We start from the raw sequence: 16,627 nt of genomic DNA, 5'->3' as shown, positions 1-16,627 counted from the left end.
CTGGCTGAAACAGTCAGGAACAGCTGAATGAAGAGAGGAGCCGCCGGTACGGTTCGTGGCATTGCTGCGGCCGTACTGGCGGCTCTTTTCGTTGCTGCAGCAGGTACGGCCCTGCATCGCCAAGCAGGGCCGGTGGCCGGCGTCGAGGTTCCGTGGGGCGTGGCAGCGGCACTGTTGCTGCTGGCGTCCGTGCAGCTGTGGCTTGCAGCGTGGTCGCGCTCGGTCTTCCCAACGGCGGTAGCCGGAGTGGTGACCTATACCGCCGTCGGCGTCTTCTCGTCAGCCGGAGCCGCCAAGCAGTTGGTGCTGGGCGACGCTGCCGGTAACGTGTGGGTCTTCGGCATCGCAGTGGTGACCTTGGTCATGCTGGTGGCAGCGAGCCGCCTGCATGCCGGACGGACTGCCGCCGCGGCGGTGGCGGTGGAACCTCTTTCGCCGCGATGACCATCGCCAAGGGAATTTCGACGTCGGAGGTACGGGTCCGTACCGTGCAACTGTTTTCGCTGGTGTCCAGCAAGTAGCCAAGGGCATCCGTCAGGCCGGCGTCGATCCTGTAGCGGACCACCACGCGGATGCCTGGCTCTGCGGTGAGTAGGAATTGTCTGGGCGGCAAATGCGGGGGAGTCACCGTTTCATACTAAGACGCGGGCTAGGTTGGCGTCATTGGACTGTTGGATAATAGGCTCGGAAGTTGAGTGCCCGGCATGATGCCGGCCGTATTACCCCGGCCATCGCCGGGACAAACCGTGGAGAGGTCTGGGACGTGACGTACGTAATCGCGCAGCCGTGTGTGGATGTCAAGGACAAGGCATGTATTGAAGAGTGCCCTGTCGACTGCATTTACGAAGGTGAGCGTTCCCTCTATATCCACCCCGATGAATGTGTCGACTGTGGTGCCTGCGAACCCGTCTGCCCGGTTGAGGCCATTTATTACGAGGATGACACCCCGGAAGAATGGGCCGACTACTACAAGGCCAACGTCGAGTTCTTCGACGACCTCGGTTCCCCGGGCGGAGCAGCCAAGATTGGCAACACGGGTAAGGATCACCCGTTCATCTCCGCACTGCCCCCGCAGAACCAAGACCACTAAGGGCGGTAGTTTCTTTGATTTCCGCGGCGCCGGCTTTCGGCCTGAACCTGCCCGACTACCCCTGGGAGGCCATGGCGCCCTATGTCGCCACGGCATCTAAGCACCCCGGTGGCGCAGTAAATCTTTCCATCGGGACACCTGTGGATCCCACTCCCGGACTGATCCGTGACGCCCTTGCGGCTGCTGCGGACGCCCACGGCTATCCCACGGTTCATGGCACCGTGGCCTTGCGCCAGGCCGTGGTGGACTGGTTCGCAAGCCGCCGCGGCGTGCCCGGCCTGGACCCGCAGGACGTCATGCCGACCGTGGGCTCCAAAGAACTCGTAGCCTGGCTGCCGTTCCTGCTCGGCCTGAGCGCCGGAGACGTGGTTGTGCGGCCTACTGTCGCCTACCCGACGTACGACATCGGCGCCTCGTTGGCGGGTGCCACAGCCATCGCTGCCGACGACCTGGATGAACTTGATCCGGCCACCCGCGCCAAAGTCCGGTTGATCTGGATCAACTCCCCGGGTAATCCCACAGGCAGCGTTCGCGATGTGGAGTCGCTCCGCAGGATCGTGGGCCAGGCCCGCGAGCTCGGCGCCGTGGTGGCCTCTGACGAATGCTATGCCGAACTGGGCTGGGGCGAATGGGATGCCCAGCGCGGGGGAGAAGCTGTACCCAGCATCCTGGATCCCCGCGTTACCGGCGGTTCCACCGACGGCCTGCTGTGCGTGTACTCGTTGAGCAAACAGTCCAACCTGGCCGGCTACCGTGCAGCATTCGTCGCCGGGGACCCGGCCATCATGGCCAACCTGGTCAACAGCCGGAAGCATGCGGGCATGATCGTGCCCTACCCCGTGCAGGAAGCGATGCGCGTTGCTTTGGGCGATGCCGGCCACGTGCTGTCCCAGAAGGACCTCTACCGCGACCGGCGCGAGAGGATGGTTCCTGCGCTGGAGAAGTTCGGACTGCAGATCCACCAATCCAAGGCCGGGCTCTACCTCTGGTCCACGGCAGGCGAAGCCACCTGGGACACGGTGGCACGGTTCGCCGACCTTGGCATTGTGGTGGGCCCCGGGGTGTTCTATGGCGACGCCGGCAATGGTTTCATCCGCGTTGCCCTCACCGGCAGCGACGAACGCATCGACGCTGCAGTAGAGCGGCTTGCCACAGCCTCATAACAATGCTGTGACTTGCACCACTAACAGCGTCATTCCGCCAGTAACCCGACGGCACGGATTAGTTCCGGAGGGTTACTGGCGGTAGCTTTTTAACTGACTATCAATGGTGGCCTTCTCTTAGAAAGCACTTCGGCCGTTGGAGCCCTGCAACAGTAGGGCCGAAGGCGGCGGCACCAGAAGTTGGTTGGACAAGCGTTCGATAGAGGCCCAAAGGCCTCATGAAGGGGACTCCATGACTGAGACCACCAGCGCAACACTGCGCCATGCCGGCGGCGAACTCGAACTGCCGCGCATCCAGGTTGTAGAAGGAAACGAAGGCTACGACGTTTCCAAGCTGCTGAAGCAGACGGGCGCCGTTGCCTATGACCCCGGCTTCATGAACACAGCGGCCACCACCTCGGCCATTACCTACATCGACGGCGACGCAGGCATCCTGCGCTACCGCGGTTACCCGATTGAGCAGCTCGCGCAGCACTCGAGCTTCCTCGAAGTTTCCTACCTGCTGATCTACGGCAACCTTCCCACCCCCACGGAGTTGGAAGAGTTTGATCAGAAGATCCGGCGCCACACGCTCCTGCACGAAGAGCTCAAGGGCTTCTTCGGCGGGTTCCCGCGTGACGCCCACCCCATGCCGGTGCTCTCCTCGGCTGTTTCGGCGCTGTCCACGTTCTACCAGGACTCGCTGGATCCGTTCAACGCGGAGCACGTGGAAGTTTCCACCATCCGCCTCATGGCCAAGCTGCCTGTCATTGCCGCTTACGCCCACAAGAAGTCCATCGGCCAGCCGATGCTCTACCCGGACAACTCCATGAACCTGGTGGAGAACTTCCTTCGACTCAGCTTCGGCCTTCCCGCCGAGCAGTACGAAATGGACCCGGTAGTGGTCAAGGCCCTTGACCTCCTCCTCATCCTGCACGCGGATCACGAGCAAAACTGTTCCACGTCCACTGTGCGCTTGGTGGGTTCGTCCAACGCGAACCTCTTCGCTTCGGTGTCCGCAGGCATCAACGCCCTCTTCGGCCCTGCCCACGGTGGCGCCAACGAGGCCGTGCTGAAGATGCTCCGCCAGATCCAGGCCGACGGCATCAAGCCTGAGGACTACATGGAGAAGGTCAAGAACAAGGAAGACGGCGTCCGCCTCATGGGCTTCGGACACCGTGTCTACAAGAACTACGATCCCCGCGCCAAGATCATCAAGGCAACGGCCCACGAAGTTCTCGGCAAGCTCGGCGGCAACGACGAACTGCTGGACATCGCCATGCGCCTCGAAGAGAAGGCCCTGGCTGATGACTACTTCATCCAGCGCAAGCTGTACCCGAACGTCGACTTCTACACCGGCCTCATCTACAAGGCCATGGGCTTCCCGGAGAAGATGTTCACCGTACTGTTCGCCATCGGACGCCTCCCGGGCTGGATTGCCCAGTGGCGCGAAATGATCAACGACCCCCAGACCAAGATCGGCCGCCCGCGGCAGCTCTACACAGGGGAGCCGGAGCGCAACTACCCGGCCAACGCCCACCTCGCGCGAGGTGGGCGGCCGCCGTCGTTAATTACTGAGGCGTTGGTCGCCTCAGCGCCTGGTCGCCTAAGCGCCGGCTGCGGCCGGCTGCGCGGCGTTGTACCCGTAGGGGTTGTTCTTCTGCCAGCGCCAGTGGTCTTCACACATTTGGTCCACAGTCTTGGTGGTGGACCAGCCGAGGTCGGCCAGGGCGGACGAAGCGTCGGCCCAGAAAGCGGGGAGGTCGCCGGCGCGGCGGCCGGTGATCTCGTAGGGAATCGGCTGGCCGACGGCCTTCTCGAAGGAGCGCAGCACCTCCAGAACCGAGGAGCCACGGCCGGAGCCGAGGTTCCAGCGTCGGACGCCTGCGCGCCCGGCAATGTAGTTCAGGGCTGCTACGTGGCCGTCGGCCAGGTCCACCACGTGGATGTAGTCGCGCTGTGCGGTGCCGTCAGGGGTGTCGTAGTCCCCGCCGAAGACCATGAGCTTCTCACGGCGGCCTACGGCTACCTGGGCGATGAACGGTACCAGGTTGTTGGGGATGCCCTGGGGGTCCTCACCTATGCGGCCGGACGGGTGCGCGCCCACCGGGTTGAAATAGCGCAGCAGTGCGATATGCCAGCGGTCGTCCGCGTTGCCCAGATCCGAGAGGATGTCCTCGATCTGTTCCTTGGTGCGGCCGTAGGGGTTGTTGGCGCCGATTTCCATCTTCTCGATGTACGGGATGGGGTTGTGCTCGCCGTACACCGTGGCTGAAGAGCTGAAGACGATGGAGCGCACGTTGTGCTTGTCCATGGCGCGGAGCAAGTTCAGGGTGCCAACGATGTTGTTGTAGTAGTAGGCGAGGGGCTCCTGGACGGACTCTCCTACGGCCTTCAAGCCAGCGAAGTGGATCACGGCGTCGATCTGGTGCTGGTCGAACACGGCTTCAACTGCGGGCTCATCCACCAGGTCAACCTTGTGGAACGCGGCGGTCTTGCCGGTGAGCTCCGAGACCCGGCGGAGGGATTCCTCGCTGGAGTTCACGAGGTTATCTAGCACGACGACGTCGTGGCCGGCTTCCTGAAGGGACAAAACGGTGTGGGAACCGATATAGCCGGTGCCACCCGTGACAAGAATTTTCATGGTCTCTACGCTAGCGGAAATTGGAGCCACGCCGCTCTGTGTTGAGCGGTGTTGAAGCACGTTCGTGCTAAAAACTACTGGTGCCCAAAATTGTTGATGCCGAAGCCCGGCGCCAGGAAGTTGTCCAAGCCGTATTCCGGATCATTGCCAGCGATGGCTTGGAAAGGGCATCCCTCCGAGAAGTAGCGGATGAGGCCGGACTGGCAGTGGGCTCTGTCCGGCACTACTTTGCCAGCAGCGACGACCTCCTGGTGTTTTCCTTTGGCGCTGTGATTGACCGGATTGCGGGACGACTTGAATCAGCAATGGCAGCTGTTGAAGAAGAGGTGCCGGGCAGCACGGAACAGCATGCTGCAGTCTTGAACCTCCTGGGCCAGTTCCTGCCCTTGGACGAGGAACTCGCTGTGGATGCGTGCGTGTGGACCGCGTTCAGGCATGCCGCCCGTATCAAACCCGTCCTTGCAGCCGAAGCCGAGCGCAGCCACCGCACTGTAGCGGCCGTCGTCGGGCGTTTGATCATGCACCTGAGCCCCGGCGGAGCGGAAGCGCAACAAACCCTCGTCACGGAGGCGGAGCGGCTTCTGGCGACCATGGACGGCTTGTGCATGCACGCGCTGTTGCAGCCCGAGTGGATGACGGCTGAGATGTGCAGCGACGTCCTCACCGCCCATCTGCGCTCCTTGTCCGGGATGTCCGCTGCCCACTAGGGGTTCTTCTCCGGCAACCAGTGCCGCCATAAGGCAAATGCTGCCGCGCCCCTACCGTCCTGACCCAACGGGAATAGACTGGGAGATGTCGGGAACCTGCCAAGGGAGGAATTCGGATGCACGAATCAGGCGGCCCGGGGTGGCGCATCACCATGGACACGTCCGGGCCGATGCTCATCGCCCTGTACTTGCGGGACGTCGCCGGACTGGATGGTGCCGGCAGACCCAGCCTGTCCCACGCAGCCCCCAAAGTCCGGCATGCCGACCACAGCCACCTGACCTCCGACGTCGGGGGTATCCACGCCCTGAAGACTGAGTGGGAAGCCTGGTGGGAAAGCCTGGTCAAGGCTTACCCCAAGCCCGCCTCGGAACTGGCGCCACCCAGTTTCAAGGCCTTCGGCAACTCACCGGCACTCCAACGTGTTCTACAGGCCCACTTCGGCTCGGCCCTGGGATGGGCCACGGACAGGATCGACGAGTACGCCGACCTCGAAGCGGCCCGTGAAGCCAACGGTGTGACCCAGGTCCTCAACGAGATGGTGGAGGACAGGCTGCTGGAAGTCGGGCGCAGTTCCCGCGACTTCGAATTGACCATCATTGAGCTGCCCTTGAACGAACCACGTGCCTGGTATCTGGAGCCCAGCACGATGATCATGAGCCACAGGCTGTTGGCCGAGCCCGACGTTTTCCGGAGCTACGTCCAGCCGGTGGTGGAGATCCTCGCCTGACAGAAAATCTCAGGTGGTGGGGGCTGAGACGGTGATGGTGACGGTCTCTGCAGGTGCCGTCGACGATTGCCATCCGTCACGTTTCTCCCGGTTCCAGGCGCGGCCGCCAACATCCACCTGGGTGATGGACAGCGTCTTGGCGTTCGCCACTGCCCAGTGGGCAACGGCCCATGCCTGCGTGCCCGTGATGTCCAGCTGCACCGAGCGGCCCTGGACGGTGGCCGCCTGGGTGCCGAACGCCGTCGTGAGTTCATCGACGACGGCGGCAGGGTCACCCGCCGCTTCAGGCATGCGCAGTTCGCAGTCCAGCGCCGCCTCGGAGTGTCCTGTGAGAGCAGAAGCGAAGGCCCTGCCCATGCCTTCGTGCTGGGCGTAGGCGCGGGGGAAAGCTGATCTTTGGACCGCTTGGGCGGCCTGGGTGATCTCCATGGACTCGTAACCGGGGACTTTGACCAAACCGTCAAAGAACGCATTGGCGGCGTAGACGGGGTCCATGACTTGGGCTTCGGTGCCCCAGCCTTGCGACGGCCGCTGTTGGAAAAGCCCGCGGGAGTCGGGACCGGCGTCGTCACCGTAGTTGATGTTCCGCATCCGGGATTCCTGCATGGCGGTGGCAAGGGCAATGCTCGCGGCCCGGGGAGGCAGTCCGCGCTGGACGGAAATGGCGGTGATGAGGGAAGCGTTCGCTGCTTGGTCCGTGGCGAGCTCGTGGCTTTCAGAGCCGACGACGGCGACGCAGCGCTCCGTGACCAGGGTCTCGGAGCGCTGCAGCACCGCAACGATCGCGTAGATGGCACCTGCTACGAGGGCCAAAGCCAGCACCGCAACGATGGCGCGGCGGAACCGGCGCACGGATGTCCTCCTGCTAGTTGGCGTGAAGGGCCTCGTTGAGCTCTACCGTCTGTCCCTTGCGCGGAAGGACTTCCACGCCGCCGGTGGTGGAGTTGCGGCGGAACAGCAGATTGGGGACTCCGGAGAGCTCCACGGCCTTGATGATCTTGCTGGTGTCCTCGCCGTTCTCGTCCTTGGGGCCGGGAACGCGGACGCGGGTACCGGCGGTGACGTACAGGCCGGCCTCCACTACGGAGTCATCACCGATGCTGATGCCCACACCGGAGTTGGCGCCGAGCAGGACACGCTCGCCCAGGGCGATCTTTTCCTTGCCGCCACCGGAGAGCGTTCCCATGATGGACGCTCCGCCGCCCACGTCAGTGCCGTCGCCGGCCACGACGCCGGCAGAGATGCGGCCTTCCACCATGGAAGTGCCCAGGGTGCCGGCGTTGAAGTTCACGAAGCCTTCGTGCATCACGGTGGTGCCTTCGGCCAGGTGGGCACCCAAGCGGACGCGGTCGGCGTCGGCAATGCGCACGCCGGCGGGAACAACGTAGTCAACCATCCGCGGGAACTTGTCCACGCCGTAAACCACGACGTTGCCGCGCTTGCGGAGGCGGGCGCGGGTCAGTTCGAAGCCGTCCACGGCTGCCGGACCGAAGTTGGTCCACACCACGTTGGGAAGCTTGCCAAAGACGCCGTCCAGGTTGATGCTGTTCGGCTTGACCAGGCGGTGCGAGAGGAGGTGCAGGCGCAGGTATGCGTCGGCGGTGTCTGCCGGGGCGGCGTCGAGGTCGATCTGGGCGAAAACCACTTTTTGTTCCGTACCGCGGTCGGCGTCCTTGCCGTCGTTGGCCAGTGCAGTGAGCGTAGGATCGGCGTTCTCAACGTCGCGCAGGGTCTCGGCCGCAACGCCCAAGGCGGGAGCCGGGTACCAGACATCCAGCACGGTTGCTTCCCCGGAGGCCGAGGTAGCAATAGTGGCGAGGCCGAATCCGTAGGCTGATCGGAGGTTGGCGGGCGCGTCTGTGGGCACAGCAGAGGAAGCAGTTTCAGTCATGGGGCAAGTGTATCCAGCACCCGGAGGTCGGCTAAAACCCGTCTCATGCCATGGAGGTCGCATTGAGGGTGGTAGCTGGGGATTAAGCTGGACGGGTGACCCTGAATCCAGCCCCCGCCCTCCTTGACCTGCGCCAGGACGTTGCCCTGCTGACCGCCGCGATTATCGACTTCAACAGCGTCTCCGGCAATGAGACCGAGCTCGCCGACGCCGTCGAGTCCGCCCTGCGGGCCATACCCGCCTACACGGTGGTCCGCGACGGCGATGCCATTATTGCCCGGACCGAGCTTGGCCGACCCGAGCGGGTCATCCTGGCCGGACACCTGGACACCGTGCCCCTGCCCACCGTGGAGGGTTCGCTGGGCACCGTTCCAGCCACGTGGGAATCGGGAGTTCCGGGCGAAGGCGTGCTGTACGGGCGTGGAACCACGGACATGAAGGGCGGCGTCGCCGTGCAGCTGGCGCTTGCGGCAACACTGTTCGACGACGGTCGGCAGCCGGACAAGGACGTCACCTTCGTCTTCTACGACCATGAGGAAGTGGAAGCGGTCAAGAGCGGCCTCGGCAGGTTGGTCCGGAACCACGGTGACTTGCTGAGAGGCGATTTCGCCATCCTGCTTGAGCCCACTCACGGCACAGTGGAGGGCGGCTGCAACGGGACAAGCCGTTTTGAGGCCATTACCATCGGCGAAACGGCACACTCAGCCCGGGCCTGGATGGGCATCAATGCGATCCATGCCGCTGCCCCCATCCTGGCGAGGCTCGCAGCCTATGAACCGCAGACCATCAACGTGGACGGCCTCGACTACCGCGAGAGCCTGAACGCAGTAAAGATCAACGGTGGAACTGCGGGCAACGTCATCCCGGACCGCTGCGTGGTGGAGATTAACTACCGCTTCGCTCCGGACAAAACACCGGACCAGGCCGAGGCCCATGTCCGGGACCTGCTGGAAGGATTCGACGTCGTCCGCACCGACGCCGCTGCCGGCGCGCGACCCGGACTGAACCACCCCGCTGCCGCGTCCTTCGTTGCCGCAGTCGGTGCCGAGCCCAAGCCCAAATACGGCTGGACCGACGTCGCGCGTTTCAGCGAGCTGGGAATTCCGGCGGTGAACTTTGGACCCGGCGACCCCTTGCTGGCGCACAAGGACAACGAACACGTCGACGCCGATGCCATCCGTGAGTGCCTGCGGGCACTGAGGACGTGGCTGACGCCGTAGTCCGGGAGCTTCCCCGCAGCATAAAAGAAGGTCCGCAACCTGATGGCTGCGGACCTTCTTTATGTTGATGCGGGACTAAGCCTTGTTGGGGCCTTCGATGGAGTCCTTGGCGATGGGATCGTTACCGCCCACCACGAGCCCGGTCCGGAGACTGGGCGGAGCCACGCCACCGGCGGCCTTCTTGGAACCGCGGCGCTCAATCATGATCGCAATCCGTGACACGGTCAGGTTGATCAGGATATAGATCGCGGCACCGACGAAGAAAGCCGGGAACAGGAAGTCCGGACCCAGGAAGTCGGCCATGATCTGGATCTTCCGCAGGAGTTCCTCATAGCCCACGATGTAGCCAAGCGACGTGTCCTTGAGCAGGACCACCAGCTGGGCGACCAGCGAGGGCAGCATCCGGCGGACAGCCTGCGGGAACTCGATGGACATCCGCGACTGGAAGCTTCGCAAGCCAATGGCCAGTCCGGCTTCGCGTTGACCCTTGGGCAGCGACTGGATGCCTGCACGGAGGATTTCGGCAAAGATGGCGGCGTTGTAGAGCGTCAAGCCCACCACCACTGCCTGGAACTGACCGGTTGCGAAGACCAGCAGGACGAACAACATCATGAGGACCACGGGCATGCCGCGGAGGAACTCGAGAACCACCTGGGTGGGTATGCGGATCCAGGCGATCAGGGAGATCCTCAACAGGCAGAGCGCAATGCCCAAGGGGAAGGCAATAACTGCAGCGACTGCAGCTGCGGCCAGCGTGGAGAGGATGCCTTGGCCGATCAGGCTCCAGACATCCGGAGCCAAGGGGCCATAGAAGATCACCCAACGGTCGGCGTCGAAAATGCCTTGCTGGGCCAGCGTGGTGACGGCAATAGCAAGGACACCGAGGATGATCAGGATTCCGGCTGCGGATCCCAGGAGCGAGTAAAGGCGGGCTTTGGGCCCGGGGACGTCGTACAGGACCGAGGTCATCGGGCAATCGCCACCTTTCGTTCGACAAAGTGCGCCAGAAGGCCAAGGGGCACCGTGATCAGGAGGTAGAAGAAGGCCACCCCGAGCAGGATCCAGAGGACTTGGTCACCGTAGTCGTTGGAGAGCTGGCGGCCGTAGCCGAAAAGCTCGAGGACGAAGAACGCACCGGCCACCGAAGAGTTCTTGACCAAGGCGATCAGGATGTTGATCAACGGGGGTATGACCGTACGGACGGCCTGGGGAAGGACAATGAAGCCCAGGACCTGGGTAAAGGTCATGCCGATACTGCGGGCAGCTTCTGCTTGGCCGACCGGCACGCTGTTGACACCGGAACGGACGGCTTCGGCGATGAAGGCGGCCGTGTAACTGCTCAGCGCGATGATGGCGGCAACCTCGAATTGCTCGAACTTGACGCCCAGCCGGGGGAGAACGATGGCTGCGAAGAAGAAAATGATGGTCAACGGGGTATTACGTGCGACCTCAACATAGAACATGCTGAAACCGCGGAGTGCAGCCACGGGGGAAACCCTCATGGCCGCCAGGAGTGTGCCGACAATGAGGGCAATGATTCCTGAAATTACGGAGAGATAAAGGGTTCGGAGAAATCCGTCCCAATATTCGGGGAGGCTTGCTATGACGGCGTCCATGGCTTCCTTTGGCTGCAGCTAATCAGGGAACAGGGTCCTGGAGTCGGTCAACTGCCGCCGCCCGGTTTGGACGGCGGCAGCCAACGGATCCCGACTAGTAGCGGTTGATCGCCGGAAGTTCAGGAGTGGTCTTGATGACCTTGCCTGCAGTGGCTTCCCAAGCCTTCTTGTAGTCGCCGTCCTTCTGGAATGCCTCGAGCTGGTCGTTGATCCAGTTGCGGAAGACGGTGTCGTCCTTCTTCAGGCCGATGCCGTAGGGCTCCTTGGTGAAGGTTTCATCCGAAGCGAGCTTGAAAGCGTCCGGTTCCTTGTCCACGTAGCCGGCGAGGATCACGTTGTCCGTGGTCACTGCAACTACCTGCTTGTTGCGAAGAGGCTCCAGGCAAGCGGTGTAGGTGGCAGCCGGGACAACCTCTGCGCCGTACTTCTCGGCGATGGTCTTGGCCGGGGTGGAACCCGTCACGGAGCAGACCTTCTTACCGCTGACATCCTCAGGCTTGGTGATGGAGGTGTCGTCCTTGTTCACCAGGAGTGCCTGGCCGGCTTCGTAGTACGGGCCGGCGAAGGCAACCTTTTCCTTACGGGCATCGTTGATGGTGTAGGTGGCGATGACCAAGTCAACGCGGCCCTGCTCGATGAACGATTCGCGGTTCTGGGAGACAGTCTCTACCCATTCGATCTTGTCAGCGGGAATGCCCAGCTTGGCAGCAATTGCCTTGCCCATTTCGACGTCGAAACCGACAGGCTTGCCGTCCAGGCCCTTCTGGCCGAACAGCGGCTGGTCAAACTTGGTGCCGATGGTGATCTTCTGGGCCTTGTTCAGCTTCTCCATCGTGGTGCCGGCCTCGAAGCTCGCCGAAGCAACCGGGGGAGTGGTGGTGGTGCCGCCGCCACATGCGCTCAGCGACAGGGCGAGGGCTGCGGAAGCGGCCACCAGGAGTGATTTCCTCCGGGTAATGAAAGCCTTCATGACATTCCTTTCATAGATTGGCCGTCGTACGGCCTGGGTGCGGTCTTTGCGGCCTGGGTGCGGGCGGTAAAGAGCTAGTGGGTCAAAAGCTTGGACAGGAAGTCCTTGGCGCGGGTGCTCTTCGGGTTGGTGAAGAATTCCTCGGGGGTTGCGTCTTCCACAATCTGGCCGTCAGCCATGAACACCACACGATCTGCAGCCTTGCGGGCAAAGCCCATCTCGTGGGTGACCACGATCATGGTCATGCCTTCTTTGGCCAACTGGATCATGACGTCGAGGACTTCGTTGATCATTTCGGGGTCCAACGCGGACGTTGGCTCATCGAACAACATGACCTTCGGCTTCATGGCAAGAGCACGGGCAATTGCCACACGCTGCTGCTGGCCGCCGGAAAGCTGGGCGGGAAGCTTCGGGGCCTGGTGCCCGACGCCAACGCGCTCAAGGAGGGCCATGGCCTCCTTATCAGCCGTGCCCTTGGCCACCTTCTTAACCTTGATCGGGCCCAGCGTGACGTTCTCAAGAATCGTCTTGTGGGCGAACAGGTTGAACGACTGAAAAACCATGCCGACGTCGGCACGCAGGTGCGCGAGGTCCTTGCCTTCTTCGGGAAGCTTCTTCCCGTCGATGGCGATGTCACCGTCGTCGATGGTTTCCAAACGGTTGATGGCACGGCACAGTGTGGACTTACCGGATCCGGAGGGTCCGATTACCACTACCACTTCACCCTTCTTGACCTGAAGGTTGATGTCCTTAAGGACGTGCAGTTGACCGTAATGCTTGTTGACGCCATTCAGGGAGACGAGGGCATCGCCGGACGCTTGAGTAGTCATACGACGAATCTAGCGAACAAAGAAGCAAATATGACCACGGTCACGGCAACTTCCTCAAGATCGTGACTGAACAGAAACCTGCCCCACAGCGATATACCAGACTGCAATGCAAGAACCGGGTCGCAGCAACGGAGCAGGCAGCTGTAAGCGCTAGCCTTGGGCAATGAGCATCAGCCAGCACCCAGTTCCCCACCCGGATGCCAACGGCCAGGTCAGGGCCAGCCAAGTGCCCCTGCCCTCGGACATCGCACCGGCCAAGCACAAGGGCTCCTTGGAGCTTCGCCGCAAACAAGCGGATACGGGGATGTCAGACCAGCATTTGCTGGATACAAGTGGCGCTGGGCAGTTCATCCACACCGATCCCTGGCGTGTCCTGAGGATTCAGAGCGAATTCGTGGAGGGCTTCGGAGCCCTTGCTGACCTCGGCCCGGCCGTCAGCGTGTTCGGTTCCGCGCGGACCAAGCCAGGAACCGAGTACTACGACATGGCCGTGGACGTCGGACGAAAGCTCGCCGAAGCCGGCGTCGCCGTGATCACCGGTGGAGGTCCGGGTTCCATGGAAGCGGCCAACAAAGGTGCCGTGGAAGGCAACGGAGTCTCCGTAGGCCTTGGCATCGAACTGCCGTTCGAGCAAGGACTCAACCAGTGGGTGGACCTGGGCATCAACTTCCGGTATTTCTTCGCCCGTAAAACCATGTTCGTCAAGTACGCGCAGGGCTTCGTGGTCCTGCCTGGCGGCCTCGGCACCCTGGATGAACTTTTCGAAGCCATGGTGCTGGTGCAGACCCGCAAGGTGACCTCGTTCCCCATCGTGCTCCTGGGGGTCAGGTTCTGGGGGCCCATGATCGAGTGGATCCGGGAAACCCTGGTGGCGGAGGGCATGGTCTCTGAAAAGGACCTTGACCTGATCCAACTGGTGGATGACCCGGCGGACGCCGTGCACCGCGTTTTGCACGGGGCGCCGCTGCCTCCTACCCCCAACGGAAACCAGCGCCCGGAATAGCCGGCCGTTTCTGGCACGATGGTCCTGTGAGCTTTTTCCTGGTGTTCCTCGCGATTGTCCTCATTGGCGCTGTGCTGTACCTCGGAGCCGGGATTGTCCGGGGACGCTCGATGGGTGCTGGCCTTGACGACCCCGTACCGAACCTGCCTCCGGTGGTGCTGCCGTCCAAGGCCAAGCCGTCCGACGTCGATTCCCTGCGTTTCGCCCTGGGGCTGAGGGGATACCGCATGGACCAGGTTGACCAGGTCCTCGATGACCTGCGGGACCAGTTGCAGGCCAAAGACCACGAGATCGAACGACTCAGCGCACAGGCGCAGCCGCGGCTTGAGGACGGCGAACCCGGCCGGATCAAGCCGTGAGCCCAGAGACCCGGAGCAAGGCCGGGCAGGGGCCCACGGAACGGATTTCGCGCTCTGCCGCAGCTGTGGCCGCACGGATGTCGGCGTGGCCATGGTGGCTCCAGGTTTCCTTGGTCTTCGTGGGGGCCAGGCTTGTCAGCGCGTGTATTTTCATGGCCGCAGCCCTTCACCAGGGGACCAGCCCGTGGTTTCCGCCGGCACCGGACTATTGGAACTTCATCACCATCTGGGACGGGCGCTGGTACCAGGAGGCGGCGGACAAAGGCTATCCAGCAGATCTTCCAGTGGATGCCAACGGCGTAGTCAAGGAAAACGCCTGGGCGTTCTACGCACTGTTTCCCTTCCTGGGCCGGGGCTTGTCCGCCATCACCGGGATGGGGACTTTGCCCGCGCTGACGGCCATCGCGATGCTGGCGGGCCTCGGCGCAGCCTTGGTCATTTACTTGCTCTTCCGGGAGTTCGCCGGCCGTCGTACCGCCATGTGGGGCGTCATTTTCGTTTCCACATTTCCGGTGTCTGCCATCCTGCAGGTCCCGTATGCCGAGTCGCTGAACCTGCTGCTCCTGGCGTCGTCACTGTTGCTCGTGGTCAGGCGCCGCTACTTTGCGGCCATTCCCGTGGTGCTCCTGATGTGCCTGTCCAGGCCCACCGGGGTGCCTTTTGCCGCCATGCTGGGGCTGCTTTTCCTGGGGCGGTTGTGGCAACGCTTCCGGCAGTCACCAACGGCGCTGCCGGCGGATGGCACTGCAGGAAATGCCGGCAAAGCGACAGACCCGACGTCGACGCGCAGCCTGGTGTCCCTGGCCGTCCTCGTGTTCGCCACGGGTCTTGCGGCTCTGGCATGGCCCACCATCGCATGGGCCGTCACAGGTGATCCGGCGGCTTACACCCGCACTGAAACGGCGTGGCGTGGCCATGACCTTGTGCCCTTCAAACCTTGGTTTGATACCGGCAGGATGTTGTTCGGGCCGGTGCTGGGAGTACTGGCTCCGTTCGTCTTCGCCGGACTCTTTGTGCTGGTGATGGTGTCCAGGCCGGTACGGGCCATCGGAACTGAGCTGCGGCTGTGGTGTGCCTGCTACATGGGTTATCTGTTGGTTTTCCTGCACCCGCAAACCAGCACCTTCCGTATGCTCCTCCCGCTGTTCCCGCTGGCGCTCGGGGCGGCCCTGCTGTCCAAATCCAAGGCCTACCGGGGAACCGTGGTGGCCATGTTCATCCTGCTCCAGATTGTCTGGGTGGTATGGCTGTGGGCATGGGCCCAACTGCCCGGGGGAGGCGACTATCCGCCCTGACGTGCAGCTTTGCCGGTGAACAGCAATATGTACAAAGACCGGACAAATGGCGCGCTGATTCGCTACGGACGGTTAAGTACGGGATAATGGTCTAAGAGCAAGGACAAAGCACCTAAAAGTGCCCGGCCAAGGCGGCCTCCCAAGCGTTGCCGCCGGCCGCAATTGCGATGCGGATCCAGCCCGGCCGGGTTGGGCGTGACTTGGGACAAATGGAGGGGATTTTCCTAATGGCGGCGATGAAACCACGTACTGGCGACGGCCCGATGGAAGTTACCAAAGAGGGACGCAGCCTGATCATGCGTGTGCCGCTCGAAGGCGGGGGACGGCTTGTGGTCGAGCTCAACGCCGCTGAGGCGGAGAACCTCAAGGAATGCCTCGTAGGCGTGACCGGATAGATCTACCAAGCAGGGCCCGCTGAGCCGGGGCCCTGCTTTTTGGTTTAAGAAGGCCGGCGCCCTACCTCTTGACGGCCACCAGCAGTCCATCGCCGGTGGGCAGCATCGCCGAAGCGAGCCGATCGTCGTCGCGGATTGCCTTGCCGATCTGGCGCAGCACCACGGTGGTGGAGTCGCGTGCTGCCGGGTTGGCTACCCGGTCTTTGTCCAGGGCATCGTTGATCACCAGCGTGCCGCCGGACTTGAGCAGGCGGATGGCCTGTTCCACGTACTTGGGGAAGTTGGGCTTGTCGGCGTCGATGAAGACCAGGTCATAGGCCGAATCCGTCAAGCGCGGCAAGACGTCGGCCGCGCGGCCTGAAATGGTGCGGGTGCGGTTGGCCGGGCTGCCGGATTCCAGAAATGCTTCCCTGGCCGCCTTGAGGTGCTCGACGTCAACGTCGATGGTGGTCAGGACGGCATGGGGGCTCAAACCGCGGAGCAGGCAAACCCCGGACACTCCGGCTCCCGAACCGACTTCAACCACTGTCTGTGCCTTCGATGCGGCAGCAAGAACCGTGAGCACCGCGCCCACACCGGGGCTGATGGGGGTGACTCCCAGCTCGAAAGACCGCTCCCTGGCGCGCAACAAGACGTCATCCTCAGCAGGCAGATCTTCTGCATAGGACCAGCTGCTTGACTTGTCGGCACTCATGTAGGGTTTCGCTTTCCGCGGGTAGGGGTGTTTGTACCAAGAC

The 16,627-nt window shown here is 62.8% G+C and carries 19 protein-coding genes and 1 pseudogene; 11 read left to right on the top strand and 9 right to left on the bottom strand.

Going from position 1 to position 16,627, the window contains the following annotated elements; genetic code table 11:
• Positions 1-27 precede the first annotated feature (27 nt).
• On the top strand, positions 28-444 hold the full coding sequence (locus AB4Y77_RS02350; RefSeq protein WP_442012868.1) for a hypothetical protein: 417 nt from the start codon (positions 28-30) through the stop codon (positions 442-444).
• Here the strand turns inward: AB4Y77_RS02350 and AB4Y77_RS02345 are convergent.
• Entirely contained in the window at positions 362-565 is a 204-nt protein-coding gene (locus AB4Y77_RS02345; protein ID WP_442013049.1) for a putative acetyltransferase, read from the bottom strand. The two genes, AB4Y77_RS02350 and AB4Y77_RS02345, sit on opposite strands and share 83 nt — an antisense overlap.
• A gap of 198 nt (positions 566-763) precedes the next feature.
• On the opposite strand from AB4Y77_RS02345, the gene fdxA reads away from it, so the two are divergent.
• From fdxA to AB4Y77_RS02330, 3 genes and pseudogenes are all read left to right on the top strand, one after another.
• A complete protein-coding gene (gene fdxA / locus AB4Y77_RS02340; RefSeq protein WP_024817464.1) occupies positions 764-1,090 on the top strand; it encodes a ferredoxin in 327 nt (108 codons plus the stop codon).
• Positions 1,091-1,104: 14 nt separating this feature from the next.
• Positions 1,105-2,253: a succinyldiaminopimelate transaminase gene (gene dapC, locus AB4Y77_RS02335; RefSeq protein WP_442012867.1), complete on the top strand. Its 1,149-nt coding sequence runs from the start codon at positions 1,105-1,107 to the stop codon at positions 2,251-2,253.
• A gap of 232 nt (positions 2,254-2,485) precedes the next feature.
• Positions 2,486-3,763: pseudogene (locus AB4Y77_RS02330) on the top strand (citrate synthase); the annotation flags it as partial.
• Positions 3,764-3,838: 75 nt separating this feature from the next.
• Here AB4Y77_RS02330 and galE read toward each other — a convergent pair.
• Positions 3,839-4,876 carry a UDP-glucose 4-epimerase GalE gene (gene galE, locus AB4Y77_RS02325; protein ID WP_442013048.1) on the bottom strand — a complete coding sequence of 346 codons (1,038 nt, stop codon included), beginning with the start codon at positions 4,874-4,876 and terminating at the stop codon, positions 3,839-3,841.
• A gap of 80 nt (positions 4,877-4,956) precedes the next feature.
• Between galE and AB4Y77_RS02320 the strand changes: the two genes are divergently transcribed.
• Both AB4Y77_RS02320 and AB4Y77_RS02315 read left to right on the top strand, forming a co-directional pair.
• The gene (locus AB4Y77_RS02320; protein WP_311212823.1) at positions 4,957-5,583 is read left to right on the top strand and encodes a TetR/AcrR family transcriptional regulator; all 627 of its coding nucleotides are present in this window, start codon (positions 4,957-4,959) and stop codon (positions 5,581-5,583) included.
• Positions 5,584-5,699: 116 nt separating this feature from the next.
• A complete protein-coding gene (locus AB4Y77_RS02315) occupies positions 5,700-6,311 on the top strand; it encodes a hypothetical protein (protein WP_311212822.1) in 612 nt (203 codons plus the stop codon).
• A 9-nt stretch (positions 6,312-6,320) separates the two neighbouring features.
• Here the strand turns inward: AB4Y77_RS02315 and AB4Y77_RS02310 are convergent, their stop codons facing one another.
• Complete coding sequence (locus AB4Y77_RS02310) at positions 6,321-7,163, bottom strand: hypothetical protein (protein ID WP_442012866.1); 843 nt, start codon at positions 7,161-7,163, stop codon at positions 6,321-6,323.
• Positions 7,164-7,176: 13 nt separating this feature from the next.
• Positions 7,177-8,202 (bottom strand): 2,3,4,5-tetrahydropyridine-2,6-dicarboxylate N-succinyltransferase, encoded by a 1,026-nt coding sequence (dapD, locus tag AB4Y77_RS02305; protein WP_442012865.1) that lies wholly within the window; start codon positions 8,200-8,202, stop codon positions 7,177-7,179.
• 95 nt (positions 8,203-8,297) lie between these two features.
• On the opposite strand from dapD, the gene dapE reads away from it, so the two are divergent.
• A complete protein-coding gene (gene dapE / locus AB4Y77_RS02300; RefSeq protein WP_442012864.1) occupies positions 8,298-9,422 on the top strand; it encodes a succinyl-diaminopimelate desuccinylase in 1,125 nt (374 codons plus the stop codon).
• Positions 9,423-9,497: 75 nt separating this feature from the next.
• On the opposite strand, the gene AB4Y77_RS02295 is transcribed toward dapE, so the two are convergent.
• The 4 genes from AB4Y77_RS02295 to AB4Y77_RS02280 all read right to left on the bottom strand — a co-directional run bounded on the left by AB4Y77_RS02295 (position 9,498) and on the right by AB4Y77_RS02280 (position 12,838).
• Positions 9,498-10,391, bottom strand: a complete 894-nt coding sequence (locus AB4Y77_RS02295) for an amino acid ABC transporter permease (RefSeq protein WP_311212818.1) — start codon at positions 10,389-10,391, stop codon at positions 9,498-9,500.
• Complete coding sequence (locus tag AB4Y77_RS02290; RefSeq protein ID WP_172322943.1) at positions 10,388-11,038, bottom strand: amino acid ABC transporter permease; 651 nt, start codon at positions 11,036-11,038, stop codon at positions 10,388-10,390. Before AB4Y77_RS02290 ends, AB4Y77_RS02295 begins: the two co-directional genes overlap by 4 nt.
• 94 nt (positions 11,039-11,132) lie before the next feature.
• Positions 11,133-12,008, bottom strand: coding sequence for a glutamate ABC transporter substrate-binding protein (locus AB4Y77_RS02285; protein WP_311212817.1), 876 nt, complete (start codon positions 12,006-12,008; stop codon positions 11,133-11,135).
• 74 nt (positions 12,009-12,082) lie between these two features.
• Complete coding sequence (locus tag AB4Y77_RS02280; RefSeq protein WP_062072913.1) at positions 12,083-12,838, bottom strand: amino acid ABC transporter ATP-binding protein; 756 nt, start codon at positions 12,836-12,838, stop codon at positions 12,083-12,085.
• A gap of 163 nt (positions 12,839-13,001) precedes the next feature.
• Here AB4Y77_RS02280 and AB4Y77_RS02275 point away from each other — a divergent pair, with 163 nt between their 5' ends.
• The 4 genes from AB4Y77_RS02275 (at position 13,002) to AB4Y77_RS02260 (ending at position 15,890) form a co-directional block, all read left to right on the top strand.
• Complete coding sequence (locus tag AB4Y77_RS02275) at positions 13,002-13,841, top strand: TIGR00730 family Rossman fold protein (protein WP_311212816.1); 840 nt, start codon at positions 13,002-13,004, stop codon at positions 13,839-13,841.
• A 26-nt stretch (positions 13,842-13,867) separates the two neighbouring features.
• A complete protein-coding gene (locus AB4Y77_RS02270) occupies positions 13,868-14,200 on the top strand; it encodes a DivIVA domain-containing protein (RefSeq protein ID WP_311212815.1) in 333 nt (110 codons plus the stop codon).
• 77 nt (positions 14,201-14,277) lie between these two features.
• Positions 14,278-15,495 carry a hypothetical protein gene (locus AB4Y77_RS02265; RefSeq protein ID WP_311212873.1) on the top strand — a complete coding sequence of 406 codons (1,218 nt, stop codon included), beginning with the start codon at positions 14,278-14,280 and terminating at the stop codon, positions 15,493-15,495.
• Positions 15,496-15,722: 227 nt separating this feature from the next.
• Entirely contained in the window at positions 15,723-15,890 is a 168-nt protein-coding gene (locus AB4Y77_RS02260; RefSeq protein WP_089595685.1) for a DUF3117 domain-containing protein, read from the top strand.
• Between the two features lie 61 nt (positions 15,891-15,951).
• On the opposite strand, the gene AB4Y77_RS02255 is transcribed toward AB4Y77_RS02260, so the two are convergent.
• Entirely contained in the window at positions 15,952-16,584 is a 633-nt protein-coding gene (locus AB4Y77_RS02255) for an O-methyltransferase (RefSeq protein WP_311212814.1), read from the bottom strand.
• Positions 16,585-16,627: the final 43 nt, after the last annotated feature.

It is taken from the genome of Paenarthrobacter sp. YAF11_1 (genome assembly GCF_052113445.1).
Lineage (GTDB): Bacteria > Actinomycetota > Actinomycetes > Actinomycetales > Micrococcaceae > Arthrobacter.
The sequence above is the reverse complement of the archived record's forward strand: the minus strand, read 5'-3'. Positions and strand labels throughout refer to the sequence as shown.

Excerpts from the sequence above, each read along its gene's own strand:
- AB4Y77_RS02350 (WP_442012868.1), top strand. The coding sequence starts at position 28 with ATGAAGAGAGGAGCCGCCGGTACGGTTCGTGGCATTGCTGCGGCCGTA.
- galE (WP_442013048.1), bottom strand. The coding sequence starts at position 4,876 with ATGAAAATTCTTGTCACGGGTGGCACCGGCTATATCGGTTCCCACACC.
- AB4Y77_RS02315 (WP_311212822.1), top strand. The coding sequence starts at position 5,700 with ATGCACGAATCAGGCGGCCCGGGGTGGCGCATCACCATGGACACGTCC.
- dapD (WP_442012865.1), bottom strand. The coding sequence starts at position 8,202 with ATGACTGAAACTGCTTCCTCTGCTGTGCCCACAGACGCGCCCGCCAAC.
- AB4Y77_RS02295 (WP_311212818.1), bottom strand. The coding sequence starts at position 10,391 with ATGACCTCGGTCCTGTACGACGTCCCCGGGCCCAAAGCCCGCCTTTAC.
- AB4Y77_RS02290 (WP_172322943.1), bottom strand. The coding sequence starts at position 11,038 with ATGGACGCCGTCATAGCAAGCCTCCCCGAATATTGGGACGGATTTCTC.
- AB4Y77_RS02285 (WP_311212817.1), bottom strand. The coding sequence starts at position 12,008 with ATGAAGGCTTTCATTACCCGGAGGAAATCACTCCTGGTGGCCGCTTCC.
- AB4Y77_RS02280 (WP_062072913.1), bottom strand. The coding sequence starts at position 12,838 with ATGACTACTCAAGCGTCCGGCGATGCCCTCGTCTCCCTGAATGGCGTC.
- AB4Y77_RS02275 (WP_311212816.1), top strand. The coding sequence starts at position 13,002 with ATGAGCATCAGCCAGCACCCAGTTCCCCACCCGGATGCCAACGGCCAG.
- AB4Y77_RS02265 (WP_311212873.1), top strand. The coding sequence starts at position 14,278 with ATGTCGGCGTGGCCATGGTGGCTCCAGGTTTCCTTGGTCTTCGTGGGG.
- AB4Y77_RS02260 (WP_089595685.1), top strand. The coding sequence starts at position 15,723 with ATGGCGGCGATGAAACCACGTACTGGCGACGGCCCGATGGAAGTTACC.
- AB4Y77_RS02255 (WP_311212814.1), bottom strand. The coding sequence starts at position 16,584 with ATGAGTGCCGACAAGTCAAGCAGCTGGTCCTATGCAGAAGATCTGCCT.